At 53.2% G+C, this 17,324-nt stretch carries 17 protein-coding genes and 1 pseudogene; 15 read left to right on the top strand and 3 right to left on the bottom strand.

Features of this window, described 5'->3' with window-relative positions; genetic code table 11:
* Window positions 1-5 precede the first annotated feature (5 nt).
* The 10 genes and pseudogenes from pyk (at window position 6) to SD71_RS22285 (ending at window position 9,146) form a co-directional block, all read left to right on the top strand.
* On the top strand, window positions 6-1,760 hold the full coding sequence (gene pyk / locus SD71_RS12980) for a pyruvate kinase (RefSeq protein ID WP_041063871.1): 1,755 nt from the start codon (window positions 6-8) through the stop codon (window positions 1,758-1,760).
* A gap of 70 nt (window positions 1,761-1,830) precedes the next feature.
* Window positions 1,831-2,295, top strand: a complete 465-nt coding sequence (locus SD71_RS12975) for an acyl-CoA thioesterase (protein WP_041063869.1) — start codon at window positions 1,831-1,833, stop codon at window positions 2,293-2,295.
* Between the two features lie 77 nt (window positions 2,296-2,372).
* Window positions 2,373-2,780, top strand: coding sequence for an FxsA family protein (locus SD71_RS12970; protein WP_326998747.1), 408 nt, complete (start codon window positions 2,373-2,375; stop codon window positions 2,778-2,780).
* 261 nt (window positions 2,781-3,041) lie between these two features.
* Window positions 3,042-4,157, top strand: coding sequence for a citrate synthase (citZ, locus tag SD71_RS12965; protein ID WP_041063866.1), 1,116 nt, complete (start codon window positions 3,042-3,044; stop codon window positions 4,155-4,157).
* Window positions 4,158-4,260: 103 nt separating this feature from the next.
* Window positions 4,261-5,551: pseudogene (gene icd / locus SD71_RS12960) on the top strand (NADP-dependent isocitrate dehydrogenase).
* A 34-nt stretch (window positions 5,552-5,585) separates the two neighbouring features.
* Window positions 5,586-6,530, top strand: coding sequence for a malate dehydrogenase (gene mdh / locus SD71_RS12955; protein ID WP_041063864.1), 945 nt, complete (start codon window positions 5,586-5,588; stop codon window positions 6,528-6,530).
* 134 nt (window positions 6,531-6,664) lie between these two features.
* The gene (locus tag SD71_RS12950) at window positions 6,665-7,090 is read left to right on the top strand and encodes a hypothetical protein (protein WP_041063862.1); all 426 of its coding nucleotides are present in this window, start codon (window positions 6,665-6,667) and stop codon (window positions 7,088-7,090) included.
* Window positions 7,091-7,242: 152 nt separating this feature from the next.
* Window positions 7,243-7,893, top strand: coding sequence for a LysE family translocator (locus tag SD71_RS12945; RefSeq protein ID WP_052476228.1), 651 nt, complete (start codon window positions 7,243-7,245; stop codon window positions 7,891-7,893).
* A gap of 24 nt (window positions 7,894-7,917) precedes the next feature.
* Complete coding sequence (locus SD71_RS12940) at window positions 7,918-8,766, top strand: MFS transporter (RefSeq protein ID WP_052476227.1); 849 nt, start codon at window positions 7,918-7,920, stop codon at window positions 8,764-8,766.
* Window positions 8,751-9,146, top strand: coding sequence for an MFS transporter (locus SD71_RS22285; RefSeq protein WP_052476226.1), 396 nt, complete (start codon window positions 8,751-8,753; stop codon window positions 9,144-9,146). Before SD71_RS12940 ends, SD71_RS22285 begins: the two co-directional genes overlap by 16 nt.
* A gap of 92 nt (window positions 9,147-9,238) precedes the next feature.
* Here SD71_RS22285 and yfbR read toward each other — a convergent pair whose 3' ends face one another.
* The gene (gene yfbR, locus SD71_RS12935; protein ID WP_041063860.1) at window positions 9,239-9,829 is read right to left on the bottom strand and encodes a 5'-deoxynucleotidase; all 591 of its coding nucleotides are present in this window, start codon (window positions 9,827-9,829) and stop codon (window positions 9,239-9,241) included.
* Window positions 9,830-9,918: 89 nt separating this feature from the next.
* On the opposite strand from yfbR, the gene SD71_RS12930 reads away from it, so the two are divergent.
* The 3 genes from SD71_RS12930 to SD71_RS12920 all read left to right on the top strand — a co-directional run bounded on the left by SD71_RS12930 (window position 9,919) and on the right by SD71_RS12920 (window position 14,151).
* Window positions 9,919-11,463: a fumarate hydratase gene (locus SD71_RS12930; protein WP_041063858.1), complete on the top strand. Its 1,545-nt coding sequence runs from the start codon at window positions 9,919-9,921 to the stop codon at window positions 11,461-11,463.
* 24 nt (window positions 11,464-11,487) lie between these two features.
* The gene (pnpS, locus tag SD71_RS12925) at window positions 11,488-13,302 is read left to right on the top strand and encodes a two-component system histidine kinase PnpS (RefSeq protein ID WP_041063856.1); all 1,815 of its coding nucleotides are present in this window, start codon (window positions 11,488-11,490) and stop codon (window positions 13,300-13,302) included.
* Between the two features lie 120 nt (window positions 13,303-13,422).
* Window positions 13,423-14,151, top strand: coding sequence for a response regulator transcription factor (locus SD71_RS12920; protein WP_041063854.1), 729 nt, complete (start codon window positions 13,423-13,425; stop codon window positions 14,149-14,151).
* 68 nt (window positions 14,152-14,219) lie between these two features.
* Here SD71_RS12920 and SD71_RS25915 read toward each other — a convergent pair whose 3' ends face one another.
* Both SD71_RS25915 and SD71_RS25910 read right to left on the bottom strand, forming a co-directional pair.
* Window positions 14,220-14,744, bottom strand: a complete 525-nt coding sequence (locus SD71_RS25915; protein WP_326998746.1) for a helix-turn-helix domain-containing protein — start codon at window positions 14,742-14,744, stop codon at window positions 14,220-14,222.
* Window positions 14,674-15,093, bottom strand: a complete 420-nt coding sequence (locus SD71_RS25910) for a cupin domain-containing protein (RefSeq protein WP_326998745.1) — start codon at window positions 15,091-15,093, stop codon at window positions 14,674-14,676. Before SD71_RS25910 ends, SD71_RS25915 begins: the two co-directional genes overlap by 71 nt.
* A gap of 127 nt (window positions 15,094-15,220) precedes the next feature.
* On the opposite strand from SD71_RS25910, the gene SD71_RS12910 reads away from it, so the two are divergent.
* Together SD71_RS12910 and SD71_RS12905 are read left to right on the top strand one after the other, a co-directional pair.
* The gene (locus SD71_RS12910; RefSeq protein WP_200889600.1) at window positions 15,221-16,297 is read left to right on the top strand and encodes a Gfo/Idh/MocA family protein; all 1,077 of its coding nucleotides are present in this window, start codon (window positions 15,221-15,223) and stop codon (window positions 16,295-16,297) included.
* A gap of 51 nt (window positions 16,298-16,348) precedes the next feature.
* The gene (locus SD71_RS12905) at window positions 16,349-17,311 is read left to right on the top strand and encodes a sugar phosphate isomerase/epimerase family protein (RefSeq protein WP_041063852.1); all 963 of its coding nucleotides are present in this window, start codon (window positions 16,349-16,351) and stop codon (window positions 17,309-17,311) included.
* Window positions 17,312-17,324 lie beyond the last annotated feature (13 nt).

The raw sequence follows: 17,324 nt of genomic DNA, 5'->3' as shown, positions 1-17,324 counted from the left end.
AAATCATGCGCAAAACAAAAATCGTCTGTACGATCGGTCCTTCCAGCGAAGCTCTAGAAGATACCAAGAAGCTGATCATGGCAGGGATGAACGTTGCCCGCCTGAATTTTTCGCATGGGGATTTCGAAGAGCACGGCAACCGGATCAAGAATATCCGCCAAGCTTGCCAGGAATTGAACAAGACCGTGGCGATCCTGCTGGACACGAAAGGTCCGGAAATTCGTCTGGGCAAAATGAAGGAAGAACCGATCGAATTGGTGCAGGGCGAGTACATCACCTTGACGACCGAAGAGATTTTAGGTGATAAAAATCGTGTTCCGGTCACCTATAAGGATTTACCGAGCGACGTTCATGTCGGCTCAACGATTCTTATTGACGACGGGCTCATCGGCTTGACGGTAGTCGACATCCAAGGTACGGAAATCAAGACTCAAATCGTCAACAGCGGTCCGATCAAGAGCAAAAAAGGCGTTAACGTTCCAGGCGTCGCCATTTCGATGCCCGGGATTACGGAGAAGGACGCCAACGACATCAAGTTCGGCATCGAGATGGGCGTTGACTTCATCGCCGCCTCTTTCGTTCGCCGCGCAAGCGATGTGCTGGAAATTCGCGAATTGCTGGAGCGTTACAATGCGCGCGATATCCAGATCATTTCGAAAATCGAAAACCAGCAAGGTGTCGACAACCTCGACGAAATTCTTGAAGTTTCGGACGGTCTCATGGTTGCCCGCGGCGACTTGGGAGTTGAAATTCCGGCCGAAGAAGTTCCGCTTGTGCAAAAAAGCATGATCGAGAAGTGTAAGCGCGCAGGAAAACCGGTGATCACGGCGACACAGATGCTGGATTCCATGCAGCGCAACCCGCGTCCTACACGTGCGGAAGCATCCGACGTGGCCAACGCCATCTTCGACGGCACCGATGCTACCATGCTTTCGGGGGAGACAGCCGCCGGCAAATATCCTGTTGAATCGGTAATAACTATGTCCCGCATCGCCGAGCGCGCGGAATCGGCGCTTCATCACCGTGAAATATTCACCAAGCAAGCCGAAGCGCAGCAGACCTCCGTAACGGAAGCGATCAGCCAAGCGGTCGCCAACTCTGCACTCGATCTGGATGCGAAAGCCATCGTAACCTCGACGGAGAGCGGTTATACCGCGCGGATGGTTTCCAAGTACCGTCCGAAATCGCCGATCGTCGCGGTTACTCCGTCTGAGAAGGTTATGCGACGGCTGCAGCTGGTATGGGGTGTCATCCCTGTTAAAGGCACTTCAGCCCAGACTACAGACGAAATGTTCGATATCGCCGTTAAAGGCGCAATCGAGTCCGGCCTTGTTCGGCTCGGCGATACGATCGTCATTACGGCAGGCGTTCCGGTCGGACGTTCGGGAACGACGAACCTGATCAAGATCCACAATGTCGGCGAGCTGATCGCCAAAGGACAAGGCATCGGTTCCCAGAGCGCTACCGGTAAAGTCGTAACTGCGAGCACACCTGAAGAAGCCGTGCGCAAAATGTCCACCGGCGCCATTCTCGTTGCCCCGTCAACCGACAAAGAGTATATGCCGGCATTCGAGAAAGCGGCGGCCGTCATCACGGAGAGCGGCGGCATCACGAGCCACGCGGCCGTTGTCGGCCTAAACCTCAGCATCCCGGTCATCGTAGGCGTTGCCGATGCATTCGACGTGCTGAAGGACGGCACCGAGATCACATTGTACGCCGAACATGGCGTCATCTACTCCGGACAAGCCAAGGTTTTGTAAGTAACCCGCGACATCAACGAGCCCCGCAGCTTTGCTGCGGGGATTTTTATTAAGGAACGGAGGTTACATAATGAGAACGTGGTTTCTGCATCCTTTGAGGGTAAGGTATCAGGAAACGGATCAGATGGGGGTCGTCTACCACGTCAACTATCTGAATTGGTTCGAAATCGGCCGGACCGAGTGGGTACGCCATGCGGGCATTGCCTATAAGGACATGGAGGCGCGCGGCATGCTGCTGCCCGTGCTGGATGTCGAGGCTTCGTTTCGCAAACCTGCGCTGTATGATGACTGGATTACGGTTTGTACGCATGTGCCGCAAATGACATCCGTTCGCGTGAGATTCGAGTCCCGGGTCATGAGCGGCAATTTGACAGAAACCGAAGGGGACCGCTATAAAGGCGAAGAACCGCCGGGTGTGCTGCTCGTGCGCGGAGGTACGAATCATATGTGGGTTAGCCGGGACTGGAAGCCGGTGCGGTTGGAGCGTGAAGCGCCGGAGTGGTATGAAAAGCTTGCCGCTTTGGTCAACGCCTGAGTCCGCTGCCGAAATTTGCCTGATTGCAGACGCAACGGCGGCGAGCGCGCGGACGTATTAGTGAGTAGGAGGGATTTATGATGTATAAATGGCTGCTTGCTCTCATTATTATCGTTCCCGCGGTTGAGATGTGGGGCATTATCCAGATGGGCCATTGGATCGGCGGATGGGCGACGCTGGCGTTGCTGCTGTTAACCGGTTTTTTGGGTGCCGGATTGGCTCGTTCGGAAGGCCGGAAAGTGTGGCAGCAGGCGCAGCGCCAGATGCAGGCCGGACAAGTTCCCGGGCACACTATGCTCGAAGGCTTATGTGTGCTGGCCGGAGGAATCATGCTCATGGCACCCGGCTTTGTATCCGACATTATCGGACTCACCCTTCTGCTGCCCGTTACACGCCCATTTTACCGCTTCGTATTGTATCGTTGGCTGGAACGGAAGGTGCGCAACGGATCCTTTCGAATACACCGCGGGCCGAACCGTTTTTAAAATAAAATTATTTAAAAAGAATCCGCTTTGGCAAAAGAACCTTTATGATACTGATAAAAAAAATTGATTCCGCTTTCGGTTCCATTCCCCGTTGAAATCGATTATCATTAAAAAAGGTCAGAAAATGTTAAGTTATATGCGTTTTGCGTGCTTTTTTGAGCCTCTTTTACTATATGCTCACGCGCAGACCATTTCTGGAGACATCCGGCACGACTAATTTAACGGATTTATCTGCATTTTTCCGATAAAGGAGAGAGAAACATGACGGCAACAAAAGGCTTGGAAGGCATCGTCGCAGCATCGTCATCCATCAGTTCGATCATTGACGGCGTTCTGACTTACCGGGGTATTAATATCGACGAGCTGGCGGAGCATGCGACATTCGAAGAAGTCGCTTATCTGCTCTGGCATGGCCATCTCCCGACACAAGCGCAGCTGGACGGTCTGATCGATCAGTTCGGACAATATGCGGGGGTGCCGGCTGACGTAATCGCAGGCTTGCGCCTGTATCCCAAAGATAGCAACTCTATGGCCGCGCTGCGAACCGCAGTATCAAGTCTGGCGTTATACGACAGCGAAGCGAACGATATGAGCCGCGAGGCGAATATCCGCAAGGCCGTTAAACTGCAAGCCCAGCTTCCCACGATCGTAGCCGCTTACGCGAGAATCCGGGAAGGCAAGGAACCGATCGCGCCTAAGAAAGGTGTAGGCATCGCCCATAATTTCCTGTACATGTTGACCGGAGAAGAGCCGGCTCAAGTCGCAATTGAAGCGATGGACAAGGCGCTTGTGCTTCATGCCGACCATGAATTGAACGCTTCGACCTTCGCTGCGCGGGTGACCGTGGCAACGCTTTCCGACATCTATTCCGGCGTAACCTCCGCCATCGGCGCGCTGAAAGGCCCGCTGCACGGCGGTGCGAACGAAGCCGTCATGGTCATGCTCGACGAAATCGGTTCGCCGGCTAACCTGGAACCTTATATTCAGAATAAGCTGGATAACAAAGAGAAGGTCATGGGCTTCGGCCATCGCGTCTACAAGAATGGCGATCCGCGCGCGAAGCACCTGATGCAGATGTCCCGCCAGCTTGGTGAGCTGAACGGAGATATGACGCTTTACGAGATGTCCATCAAGATCGAAGAGCTCGTCACAGGTCAAAAGGGCTTGAAGCCTAACGTGGACTTCTATTCCGCTTCCTGCTATACGATGCTGGGCATTCCTCGCGACCTGTTTACGCCGATTTTTGCGATCAGCCGTGTTTCTGGATGGACGGCGCATATTTTGGAGCAGTTTGAAGACAACCGCCTCATCCGTCCTCGTGCAGAGTATGTAGGTCCTGTTAACGCTCATTACCTGCCGATGGCCAAACGCGCGTAACCAGCTGCGCTCGCACTAAATTTCATGCTTTTGCCGGCGGGCCGCCTCCTGTTTCGGGAGATGGGCGCGCCGGTTTCTTGCGAAAAATAAGGAGGAAAAAAACATGCAACTCGAAAAATTCGCCCCACCGACTTCCGGTGAGAAAATTACCGTCGACAATGGAATTCTTAACGTTCCTAACAATCCGATTATCCCGTACATCGAAGGGGACGGCACCGGCCGCGATATCTGGAAGGCTGCCAAGCGCGTTCTGGACGCAGCGGTCGAGAAAGCCTACAACGGCGAGAAGAAAATTGCCTGGTATGAAGTGTTCGCAGGCGAGAAAGCCTTTAATACTTACGGAGAGTGGCTGCCCGGCGATACACTGACGGCCATCCGTGAGATGATCATCGCGATCAAAGGTCCTTTGACCACTCCGATCGGCGGCGGAATCCGCTCCCTGAACGTGGCGCTGCGCCAAGAGCTTGACCTGTACGTGTGCTTGCGTCCTGTCCGCTACTTTGACGGCGTGCCTTCACCGGTAAAACGTCCCGAGCTGGTGGATATGGTTATTTTCCGTGAAAATACCGAGGATATCTATGCGGGTATCGAGTATCAACCGGTACGGAGCAAGTGAAAAAAGTACTTGAATTCCTGCAGCAGGAAATGGGCGTTAACAAGATCCGCTTCCCTGAAACGTCCGGTATCGGCATCAAGCCCGTTTCTTCGGAAGGCTCCAAGCGCCTCGTTCGCGCGGCAATCGAATATGCGATCAAGCACAAGCGTAAATCCGTGACACTTGTCCATAAAGGCAACATCATGAAATTCACGGAAGGCGCGTTCAAAAACTGGGGCTACGAAGTGGCTGAGCAAGAGTTCGGCGACAAAGTATTTACTTGGTCCGAGTATGACCGCATCAAAGCGGACAAGGGCGAGGAAGCTGCCAACGCAGCTCAGAAAGCAGCTCTTGACTCAGGCAAAATCCTTGTCAAAGACGCGATTGCCGATATCGCGCTGCAGCAAGTATTGACCCGTCCGACAGACTTTGACGTGATCGCTACGTTGAACCTGAACGGCGACTACCTTTCCGACGCGCTCGCAGCACAAGTCGGCGGGATCGGAATCGCACCGGGGGCAAACATCAACTATTTGACCGGACATGCTATCTTCGAAGCAACTCACGGCACAGCGCCGAAGTATGCCGACAAAGACGTGGTTAATCCGGGTTCCGTCATTCTGTCCGGCGTCATGATGCTTGAGCACCTTGCTGGCTGGAAGCTGCCGATCTGATCTACAAAGGCATGGCACAGTCGATCAACAACAAAACGGTAACCTACGATTTCGCAAGGCTGATGGAAGGCGCAACCGAAGTCAAATGCTCTGCATTCGCTGACGAAGTCATCAAAAATATGTAATTCCTGATTTAAGGGACATAGGAGGCAATTCCAAATGGCCATTAAACGTGCGAAAATTACGGTTGTAGGCGCCGGCTTTACCGGTGCGACCACTGCGCTTATGCTGGCGCAGAAGGAACTGGGCGATGTCGTTCTTCTGGACATTCCACAGCTTGAGAACCCTACCAAAGGTAAAGCGCTGGATATGATGGAATCCACACCGGTGCAGGGCATCGACTCCAACATTGTCGGCACTTCCAGCTATGAAGATTCCGCCAATTCGGATGTCATTATCATTACAGCGGGAATCGCCCGCAAACCGGGCATGAGCCGCGACGATCTCGTCAACACGAACGCAGGCATCGTGAAGTCGGTATGTGAGAACATCAAGGCGACCAGCCCGAACGCGTACGTGATCATTCTGTCCAACCCTGTAGATGCGATGACTTATGTAGCTAACAAAGCGCTCGGTTTCCCTAAGAACCGAGTCATCGGACAATCCGGCGTACTTGATACGGCTCGTTACAACACGTTCCTCGCTCAAGAACTGAACGTATCCGTAGAGGATGTCCGCGGCGTTGTTCTCGGCGGCCACGGCGACGACATGGTACCGTTGGTTCGTTACACGACAATCGGCGGAATTCCGGTCGAGAAATTGCTCCCTAAAGAGCGTATCGACGCGATCGTACAGCGCACTCGCGTAGGCGGAGGCGAAATCGTCAACCTGCTCGGCAACGGCAGCGCGTACTATGCGCCTGCAGCGTCGCTCGTTCAAATGACGGAAGCCATCCTTAAAGACAAGAAGCGCATTTTGCCGATCATCGCCCTTCTTCAAGGAGAGTATGGATACAACAACCTGTTCATGGGAGTGTTGGCCGTACTAGGCGGCGACGGAATCGAGAAAATCATCGAAATCGAATTGACCGCCGAGGAGAAAGCAGCACTGGAGAAATCCGCCGACTCCGTCCGGAATGTCATTAAAATCGTAGAGAACGCGTAATCGTTCGAATTAAGATCAACATATAGAAGCCTTGCCTGTCATTCGACCCGGGCAAGGCTTCTATTTTTATTCTCTTTCTTTTTTGTGTATACTTGATTTGTCATTGTTATGCTAACAATTGGAGGGAACGGCGAATGTATAAGGTAATGTTGTTTTTGCACCTGGTAGGTGCGGTCGGAATGGGGATCTACGCGGTTTTGCCGTTCGTGGCGGGTAAGTTCAAGCAGCTGTCGGGAGCTGCGCAGGAAGGTTTGGCCAGCGGATTAGTATCGGCAGGGCGCATCGGCCAGTATGCTCTTGTTCTCCAACTATTGACGGGCGGATATTTGATTTCGCAAGCCGATTACACAGTGGGGTGGATGATTACCGCCATCGTCCTGTTCTTGGCGCTCGCCGCTCTGTCGGGCATCATTCAAGGCCCGCTTAAGCGGATTGCCCGTGCCGCGGCAAACGGCGAAAATGCAAGTGCAGCAATTTCTAAAGTTCAAACGCTAAGCACCATCCTGTTCGTTCTGTTCCTGATTACGATTTGGATCATGGAAAATCGTTGGTACGCATAATAATCCGGACAAACGACGGCTTACCGAACGCACACCTAGGTGTGCGTTTTTCTTTTACCCTATTTTACTTTGCAACAATTCATATGCCGGTTCCGTTCTTAACACGATGTGATATACTGATTTAGTTGTTGCCGCATGCTGGAGGGTCACGAGTGGAATCGGTGTATTACGCGTTTATGAAAGGGTTTCTTTTTTCATTAGCTCTTTGTTTGGATTTGGGTGTCGTCAATATCGCCATTATGAAAACAGGATTGGACCGGGGATTTGCCGCGGCGTTCCGGATCGGCTTCGGATCGTGCTTCGGGGATGCGTTCTATATGCTGCTTGCCCTGCTGGGATGGACGGCGGTGTTTCATTATTTGGCGGTTCGCTGGCTGCTCTGGATCGGAGGAACGTTGGTGCTCTTGTGGCTGACGTACACGATGGTCAGGGATACGGTCAGACCCAAAAAGTTTAATACCGACGGAGAGCCTGTCAAAGGACGAAGCGCTTGGGGAGACATATTGGTGGGGGCCGGCTTGGCCGTGTCGTCGCCGACGTTGATTCTATCATTCGTTGCGATAGCAGGTCCCGTCGTCGCCGATCTGGACATTCGGCAAACGCAAGTGCTTACCGCTTTTGTCGCAGGATTCGTTATGGCCGGTATACTCTGGTCTGCAATGATCGCTTGGCTCGGGAGCCGGGCGGGTCGTGTCGGCAGCAGCACGATGCGGATTTTGTCTCTGTTGTCCGCCGTTCTCTTTCTGGCTTTTGCGCTGAACCTGTTCTGGGACGGCTTGCAAGATCTCATTTTGTCATCCTAATACATAGTAGAAGTAGGAATACATATGAAAACAAATTGGCTGAACGTCATTATCAATAGATATGACAGCGGCGTTTGGATCCGCGTTATCGGTTCCGCATTGACGACCATTACCGGTTTTATGATCCGGCCTTTCCTGGTTTTGTATCTTTATGACCAAATGGAAGGTTCGATCATACTGCCGATGATCATTGTAGGTTTGCAGCCTTTATGCGGCATGTTCGTCAGTTGGTACGGCGGAGGCTTGAGCGACCGATACGGACGCAAGCCTTTGATGCTGACTGCATTGCTGTTGCAGATGTTGTGCATGATCGGATATGTTTTTTCGTCGGATGTGTGGCAATACGCACTGATCTCCGTCATCAACGGGATCGGCTTCGCTTTATTCATGCCTGCGGCGAACGCGCAAATTACCGATATCGTGGAAGAGGATCGGCGTGCCGAGGTTTTTGCGCTGATGCATACGTCGTTCAATATCGGCGCGGCCCTGGGACCGATACTTGGCTTGATTATGTTCCAGTGGAACGCGTCCGCCGTATTTCTCTTGTCCGCTCTCTCGTTTCTATTGAATGCTCTGCTTATTCTGTTCAAATTACCGGAGACAGCGCCGCTAACCCAATCACATTCTGGTGTTCCTGCTGCGAAAGCACGTATTTCATGGAAGCTTCACAAACCTTTGCTCCTGATGACCGTGCTGAGCCTTCCCATCGGAATCTTGTATGCGCAGGTGGAAACAACGTTTCCGCTGCATCTTCAATCGAACTTCGAACATTACAAAACGGTACTGGCATCGCTGCTCACTTTTAACGGAGTATGGTCATCGCTCTGCAAATCTGGATCGCGCGGCGAACGGAGTCGATGTTGTCGCATGTAGTCATCGGAGCGTCTTATGCGCTGTTCACTGTCGTATCGCTCAGCTACGGTTTTGCCGACATCATTGTGTGGCTGTTTGCGGCGGAGTTTATTTTTACAATCGGAGAAATGATGTACGGTCCGCAGATGCAAAAAGTGATCTCCATTATGGCTCCGGCGGAGCAGCGCGGTTTTTATTTTTCCGTCTATGGCGCAAGCCATTTGCTGTCGCGTGGACTGGGTCCGATATTGGGCGGAATTCTGCTGAGCTGGGGCGGCGGAGAAACGTTGTTTACCGCACTTGCGGTTGTAATGGCGCTGACCGGGATAGTGATGTACCGGGTTGTGAGGAGCTTTGATCACAGCGTGAAGCTGCCGGAGGAACGGGCGTTAGAAGCCTGAGTTAAAAAGAAAATGGATAGAGTATGCCATGCAGGCGCTCTATCCATTTTTCTTTTAGCGGAACTCAGTTCCTCTATTAGACCGCTGCCCGATCACTCTTCCTCCGACAGCTCGTCGATCGTCCGCTCAAAACCGGGAGCGAGATGATCCAGGAACCACTCCACCTCCGGCATATTAAGCTGCCTCAGCTTGTCCTCACTCTGCCGCCGCGCGGTTGCGAATTCGCGATTGCCCGCGGACATTTCGCTCAAACATTTCAAGTAAGCGTCCAACAGATCCGCCGCCTTTAAGTATTTTTCGGTTGCAGGATTGGCCGGTTTTTGCTTGAACAACGGGGTATAAGCTTCACGAAGCTCCTGCGGCACCGTTGCGAGCAGCCGCTCGGCCGCCAAAGACTCGATCTCGCGAAAGTTAGCCAATATTTGAGGATTGTGATGCTTTACCGGAGTCGGGATGTCGCCTGTAATGACTTCGGTTGCGTCATGGAACAAAGCATAAGTGACCGCTTCATCGGGATTTACGTCATGTCCGAAAATATCCCTGCCAATGCTGCACAAGGCGTGCGCGATCAACGCAACGTGGAAGGAGTGCTCGGCCACATTTTCCGGCGTCGTGCTTCTCATGAGGCTCCAGCGTTCGATATTCTGCAATCGATATAAGTAAGCAAGGAAATGATTGCCCATTGATAGACTCCTTCTCTCCCAAACCTGGTCTGTATGCTATTATATAATTATTGCGAACCAACGACTAGAGAGGGGAATCTGCTCCAACCATGTCCACTTTTGAAGAAAGCATTTATCGTCTCGTCGTCGAGACATCTACGAATCTGCCTGCGGATGTCCGCCGTGCCATCAGTGCGGCACGAGAGGCGGAGGACCGCGCCACCCGGGCGGGTTTGTCCTTAACGACAATTGCACAAAATATCGGAATGGCGGAAACCAATGTTTCCCCCATCTGCCAAGATACAGGAATGCCGACTTTCATCGTGCACACCCCGGTTGGCGCCAACCAGATCGTCATGAAGAAGGAAATCAAGAACGCGATCGCCAGAGCGACCAAAGACGGCAAATTGCGCACGAACTCCGTTGACTCCCTGACGGGTGCGAATACCGGCGATAATTTGGGACCGGGAACACCGGTTATCCACTTTGAGCAGTGGGAACGCGACGAAGTCGATGTGCGTCTGATTCTGAAAGGCGGCGGCTGTGAGAACAAGAACATCCAGTACAGCCTGCCTTGCGAGCTCGAAGGGCTCGGCAAAGCCGGCCGGGATCTCGACGGCATCCGCAAATGCGTGCTTCACGCCGTATATCAGGCGCAAGGACAAGGGTGCAGCGCAGGCTTCATCGGGGTGGGAATCGGCGGCGACCGGACAACCGGGTACGAGCTGGCCAAGCAGCAGTTGTTCCGCGAAGTGGAAGATGTGAATCCGATCCCGGAACTTCAGCAGCTTGAAGAGTACATTATGGATAAAGCCAATCAGCTTGGAATCGGCACGATGGGCTTCGGCGGCAACGTCACGCTTCTCGGCTGCAAAGCGGGAGTGATGAACCGACTGCCGGCAAGCTTCTTCGTGTCCGTAGCTTATAACTGCTGGGCTTACCGCCGTCAAGGCGTCCTGCTCGACGGCAGCACACACGAAATCAAAGAGTGGATCTATGAAGGCGGCAGTGCCGTACCAATGTCTGCCGGCTCTGCAGATACAGCTGCGGATGAAGCGGGAGCGGCTTCCAAGCGCCCTGAAATCGTGCTGAGAGCACCTTTGACGGAGGAAGATGTCCGACAGCTGAAAGTCGGCGATGTCGTCATTTTGAACGGTGCGATGCATACCGGCAGGGATGCTCTTCACAAGCATCTGATGGATCACGATTCGCCGATCGATCTGAACGGCGGCGTCATCTATCATTGCGGGCCGGTAATGCTCAAAGATGAGGAAGGCTGGCATGTGAAAGCGGCAGGCCCGACCACGAGCATTCGTGAGGAGCCTTACCAAGGCGATATTATGAAAAGGTTCGGCATTCGCGCGGTGATCGGGAAAGGCGGCATGGGTCCGAAAACACTTGCTGCTTTACGGGAGCACGGAGGCGTGTATCTTAACGCCGTAGGCGGCGCAGCCCAATATTACGCGGAATGCATCAAGAACGTCGAAGGCGTCGATTTCATGGAGTTCGGAATTCCGGAAGCGATGTGGCACCTGAACGTCGAAGGCTTTGCGGCGATCGTTACGATGGATTCGCACGGCAACAGCCTTCATGCTGATGTGGAACAGGATTCGAAAGCGAAGCTGGCTCAATTCAAGGATCCCGTATTCGTTTAATATGGAAGGAGGCATCCGCCCTCCGTGCGTAAATTTCGATTAAAGCTGACGGCGCTGTTCATGCTTCTTATCGCATTTTCCGTGCTGGCAGCAGGCTTATTGATCGGCAGCTCTTATAAGAAAAATCATCAGGACGATCTGCGCGATCATATGATTCGCGAGCTCCAGCTTCTGAATGCCGCCGCCCCATGGCCTATCGGTGCCGCAGAGGTGCACCGAAGCATCTACTTGCAGGAGCAGGCGAAACGGTTCAAGGAAATCGCGGGTATGCGCGTCACTTATATTAACCTTGACGGTACGGTTCTGGGCGACTCGGACCACGATCCCTTGGAGATGGACAATCACAGCGATCGCGAGGAAGTGAAGGAGGCGCTGGCATCGGGCCGCGGAAGCAGCGTCCGTTACAGCGACACGCTGGAGCAGAACATGATGTATGTCGCGATTAAAGTGAATCAGCAAGAAGGCGGCACCGCTCAAGGCATCATTCGCCTGGCGATGAGCCTGAGCGACGTCGAGCGGAGCCTCAATAACATGTGGCTCGCTCTCGTATTCGGTCTGCTTCTCTTGTTTGCGCTGGCGGCGGCAGTCAGCTACCGCGTGGCGTTCAGTGTGACGCGTCCGCTTGAACGCATGACTTCCGCAGCCAAAAAGATGGCGAATATGGACTATTCCATTCGTGTTCCGGAAGGCGGCAAAGATGAAGTCGGCGAGCTTGCGAGGACGCTCAATGCGATGGCGTCGAGCCTGCAGGAGCAGCTCGACGAGATCCGCTTGAACGGCAGCAGGCTGCAGAGCGTGCTCGACAACATGACAAGCGGTGTCGTCATGATTGCGCATGACGGCCGCATTACCCTGTATAACCGGCAAGCGGAGATTTTGCTGGGCAGTACGGTAAAAGAGCGGGTGGGCAGAAGCTACAAGGAGTTCCGGCAGCATTACGAGCTTACGGGTCTTATTCGCGAAGGGCTTGAAAACCGGGAACCTCATCATGCGGAGCTTACCGTGTACGTGCCGGAAGAAAGGCTGCTTGAAGTTTCCCTGGTGCCGATGCAACTGAACGTCGAAGAGGAGCCGGGACTGCTGATGGTGCTTCAGGATGTGACCGCCATCCGGCGGCTGGAACGGATGAGGAGCGAATTTGTCGCCAATGTGTCCCATGAATTGAAGACACCCGTTGCAGCTGTGAAAGGCTTCACCGAAACGCTGCTGTCAGGCGCGATGGAAGATCCGGAAACAGCCCGATCGTTCCTGACCATCATTCACGATGAAAGTGAACGGTTGAACCGGCTGATCGGCGACATTCTCGAGCTGTCCAAAATCGAGTCCCGGCGTTCGCCGCTGCAGTTCTCACCTATAGAACTTCCGGTTTTCCTTGCCCGTATGACGGAACTTATGTCCTCCGAAGCGGCAAAGAAAGGGATATCCCTGGATTTGAAAGCGGAAGAAGGCTTGTTTCTGGAAGCCGATGAGGATCGGCTGCGGCAGATTCTGATGAACCTGCTCCAGAACGGCATCAACTATACGCCTGATGGCGGCAAGGTGAAGGTCCGTGCCGAGCTGATCTCCGCTGCGGGCGGAGAAACCGGAGAAGAGCCGACTGAGAAGGTACGGATTACCGTATCGGATACGGGTATCGGCATCCCGAAGAAAGACATTCCGAGAATTTTCGAGCGGTTTTACCGGGTGGACAAGGATCGTTCCCGCAGCTCCGGCGGGACGGGGCTCGGATTATCGATCGTCAAACACTTGACTGAGTTGCACCATGGCACGATCCGAGTGGAAAGCACAGTAGGTGCAGGAACCCGGTTTATTCTGGAGCTGCCGTTTCTGCAGCCATGATGAGAAAGTTTCCAATTAACACAGCGTTAACATGGGATTGACGTCTAATTTACACTGGTATGATAAAACTAGCTTTGTAGTGTTAAAAAGGCAGATTTTTCTGCTGGACCGGAGGATGCTATGTCGGATAAGGTGCTGATCATCGAAGACGAACCGACGCTCGCCCGGCTTGTGAGCTATAACCTGTCGCAAGAGGGGTACGAAGCGGAAGTTGTCGGGAACGGTGCGCAAGGGCTCCATCAAGCGTTACATTCCGACTATGCGATTATTTTTTTGGATTTGATGCTTCCAGGCTTGAGCGGCTTTGAAGTGTTGCAGAAGCTGCGCGAGAACGGTGTGAAAACACCCGTCATCATACTGACCGCCAAAACGGCCGAAGAAGAAGTGGTGCAAGGGTTAAAGCTCGGCGCGGACGACTATATCACGAAGCCTTTCGGCGTTGCGGAGCTGCTCGCGCGAACATCCGCCGTGCTGCGGCGAACACGTAACGAAGACAGCAAACCTTCGAAGTCCGAAGGCGGCGATAAAGTCATTACGCTCGGCGACTTGCAAATTTATCCCGATAAGTACGAAGTGTTCACGAACGGCCAATGGATCACGCTCAGACCCAAGGAGTTCGAGGTTCTGCTCTATTTGGCGGAACGGCCGGGAATTGTCATCACCCGCGACGACCTGATGAATGTTGTCTGGGGTTTCGACTATATCGGCGGTCAGCGCACCGTCGATGTGCATGTGAGCTCCCTTCGCAAGAAGCTCGAACTCAACCAGCAAACCGTACAAATCGAATCGATCCGCGGCGTCGGCTACAAGCTCATTGTCAGCCGTTCGGGCCGAACCGGCGGGAAGTAGCAACCCGCAGTGAATAAGAAAGCTGAAGCCATTAAGTTCATGGCCTCAGCTTTTTTTTGCATCGTATTTTATCTGCGTCCCCAGGCGAGCATTTTGCGCTGAAATTCCTTGGGCGAGCAGCCGTTAAACCGTTTGAACATTTTGTAGAAATGAGCCATGTTCGCCATGCCGATCTGGTCGCCGACCTCGGTAACGCTTAGATCGCGCGTGAGCAGCAGCTGCTCGGCCCGTTTGATCTTGCGCATGTTGACGTATTCCGTGAAAGACAAGCCCATAATCTTTTTGAAAAATTTCACGAAGTAATAGTAACTCATATTCGCCAGCCGGCAAGCGTCTTCTACCGAAATCCGGTCGTCGATGTTGGATTCGACATAATCGAGCACGGGCTTTAGCCGGATGCGCTCCACGCGGTCTTGGTCAGCCAGCAGTCCGCGGGTGTCATTGCGTATGAGAATAAGCAGCAGTTTTTTGATCAGCAGATTGACCGCCAGCTCGTAGCCGCTTTCTTTGTCCAATGCTTCCTTATGGATTTCGCGAATGCAGGCTGCCGCTTCTTCGTTCGCCTTCGGGTTCTGTCTGAAAATATAATTCATTGCGCTGAGAGGGACTTTCGTTTCGTTGAAATACTGCAGGTAGGGGATCGTACTCTGGTCGAAAAAAAGTGTGCAGATCGAATTGCAGCACGATGTAATCGAGCAGCCCGCCGCCTGTATTGCGGTCACGGTGCAGCTGAGAGTTGCCGAGAATCACGACGTCGCCGGATTCCATCGTGTAGCTTTCATCGCTTAGATCGATTTCCAGCCGGCCGGTCTGTACGAGAAGCAGCTCGCATTCGGGATGATAGTGCCAATTAATATATCCGGGATCGCTGCGAGTCATCTGCCATATCTTAAGGGAGAGCAGCGGATTCTCGTATTCTATTTTCTCTCGTGTCGCTTCCACAGCCCTCACCCCCTTAAATGACAAAATCGCATAAAATCCTCCCACCTAGGAAGATTTGATTTTCTAGCAAATATGATACACTCAATTGTAGAGTGATTACTGTAAACTCGCAAGGAGGACTAACATTTTGTCAAAAGTTAACGTAGGCATGATCGGGTGCGGCGGAATCGCTATGGGCAAACACCTGCCGGCACTCGCCAAAATCCCGGAAGCGCAAGTGGTGGCGTTCTTCGATGTTGCTCCGGATAGAGCGCAGGAGGCCAAAGAAAAGTACGGCACACCGGATGCGCGCACGTATTCGGAAGTGGGTGAGCTGCTCAATGATCCTGATGTACATGTAGTGCATGTCTGCACGCCGAACGATACGCATGCCGAAATTTCGATCGCCGCGCTCGAGGCAGGCAAGCATGTTATGTGCGAGAAGCCGATGGCAAAGACTGCAGAAGGTGCGCGGAAAATGGTAGAAACGGCAGAGAGAACGGGCCGCAAGCTTAGCATTGCCTACCAGAACCGTCATCGCGCGGACAGCCTTTGGCTGCACAAAGCGTGCCGTGCCGGCGAGCTCGGTGAAATCTACTTGGCCAAAGCACATGCGATTCGGCGCCGTGCCGTTCCGACTTGGGGCGCTTTTTTGGATGTTGAAAAGCAAGGCGGAGGAGCTTTGATCGATATCGGTACGCACGCGCTGGATCTTACGCTCTGGATGATGGACAACTACGAGCCGAAGACGGTGCTTGGCACTTCATACCGAAAGCTCGGCGAGCAGGGCAGCGAAGCGAATATGTGGGGATCCTGGGATCCTGCGAAGTTTACGGTGGAAGATTCCGCGTTTGCGATGATCACGATGAAAAACGGAGCGACCGTCTGGCTGGAATCCAGCTGGGCATTGAATACGCTTGATGTGGATGAGGCGAAGGTTTCATTAAGCGGAACGAAAGCCGGCGCCGACATGAAGAAAGGTTTGCGGATCAACGGTGAAGAGCATGGCATGCTTTACACCCGCGAAATTCAAATGACCGGCTACGCGGATTGGGGCGGTTCCGTACCGAACGATCCGGCCGAGAATGAAGCGCGGGCATGGATCAATGCCATCTTGAACGATCAGGAGCCTGTCGTCACAGCCAAACAAGCGATGGTCGTGCAGGAAATTCTCGAAGCGGTATATGAATCCGCGAAAAAAGGGCAAGCGATCAGCTTCAGTTAATCGGAAAAGGAAATTGCATTTCATTTCAAAGAGAGGTTAGGTGGAAGAACGATGAAGCTCGGTGTATTCCTTGTTTTATTCCAACAACAATCTTTTGAGAAAGCGCTTGATACGGCAAAAGCAGCAGGTCTGCAAGCGGTGGAAATCGGGACGGGCGCATTTCCCGGTACCGCGCACGTTAACGCGCGAAGTATCCTTAACGACGAAGCGGCCATCCGACGCATTCGCGATGCCGTCGATTCCCGCGGACTGACCATCAGCGCACTGAGCTGCCACGGTAACCCGCTTCATCCCGACAAAGCGATTGCTGAGGAGCACCATAATGATTTTGTGGCTACCGTGCAGCTGGCGGAGAAGCTGGGCGTCGATACCGTTATTACCTTCTCCGGCTGTCCGGGCGATTCCGAGAACGCCAAATATCCGAACTGGGTCACTTGCCCATGGCCGCCGGATTTCCTTACCATTCTCGAATGGCAGTGGAATGAAGTGGCGATCCCTTACTGGAAAGAACAATCGGCGTTTTGCCGCAAGCACGGTGTGAAAATTGCCATCGAATCGCATCCGGGCTTCCTTGTGTACAATACGGAGACAGCGCTTCGACTGCGCCGGGAAGCGGGAGATAACATCGGTGTGAATTTCGATCCGTCCCACCTTTTCTGGCAGAACATGAATCCGCTTGAGTGCGTAAAAGCGCTCGGAGATTCGATCTATCACGTCCATGCGAAGGATACGAAGATGGATGCCCGCAATACAGCCCTCAACGGTGTGCTTGACACGAAACCCTACGGTGAAGAGCTTCAGCGTTCATGGATTTTCCGCACCGTCGGTTACGGCCACGATGACGAGTTCTGGAAAGATCTCGTGAGCACGCTCAGAATGGTAGGCTACGATGGCGCCATTAGCATTGAGCACGAGGACAGCTTGATGAGCGTCAACGAAGGATTCACGAAAGCGGCCAACTTCCTTAACGGTCTTATTCTGACTGAAAAGACAGGTGAGATGTGGTGGGCGTAAACAACCAGAAGCT

Source organism: Cohnella kolymensis (genome assembly GCF_000829465.1).
Classification (GTDB): Bacteria; Bacillota; Bacilli; order Paenibacillales; family Paenibacillaceae; genus Cohnella; species Cohnella kolymensis.
This window is presented reverse-complemented; position numbering and strand designations above follow the sequence as displayed.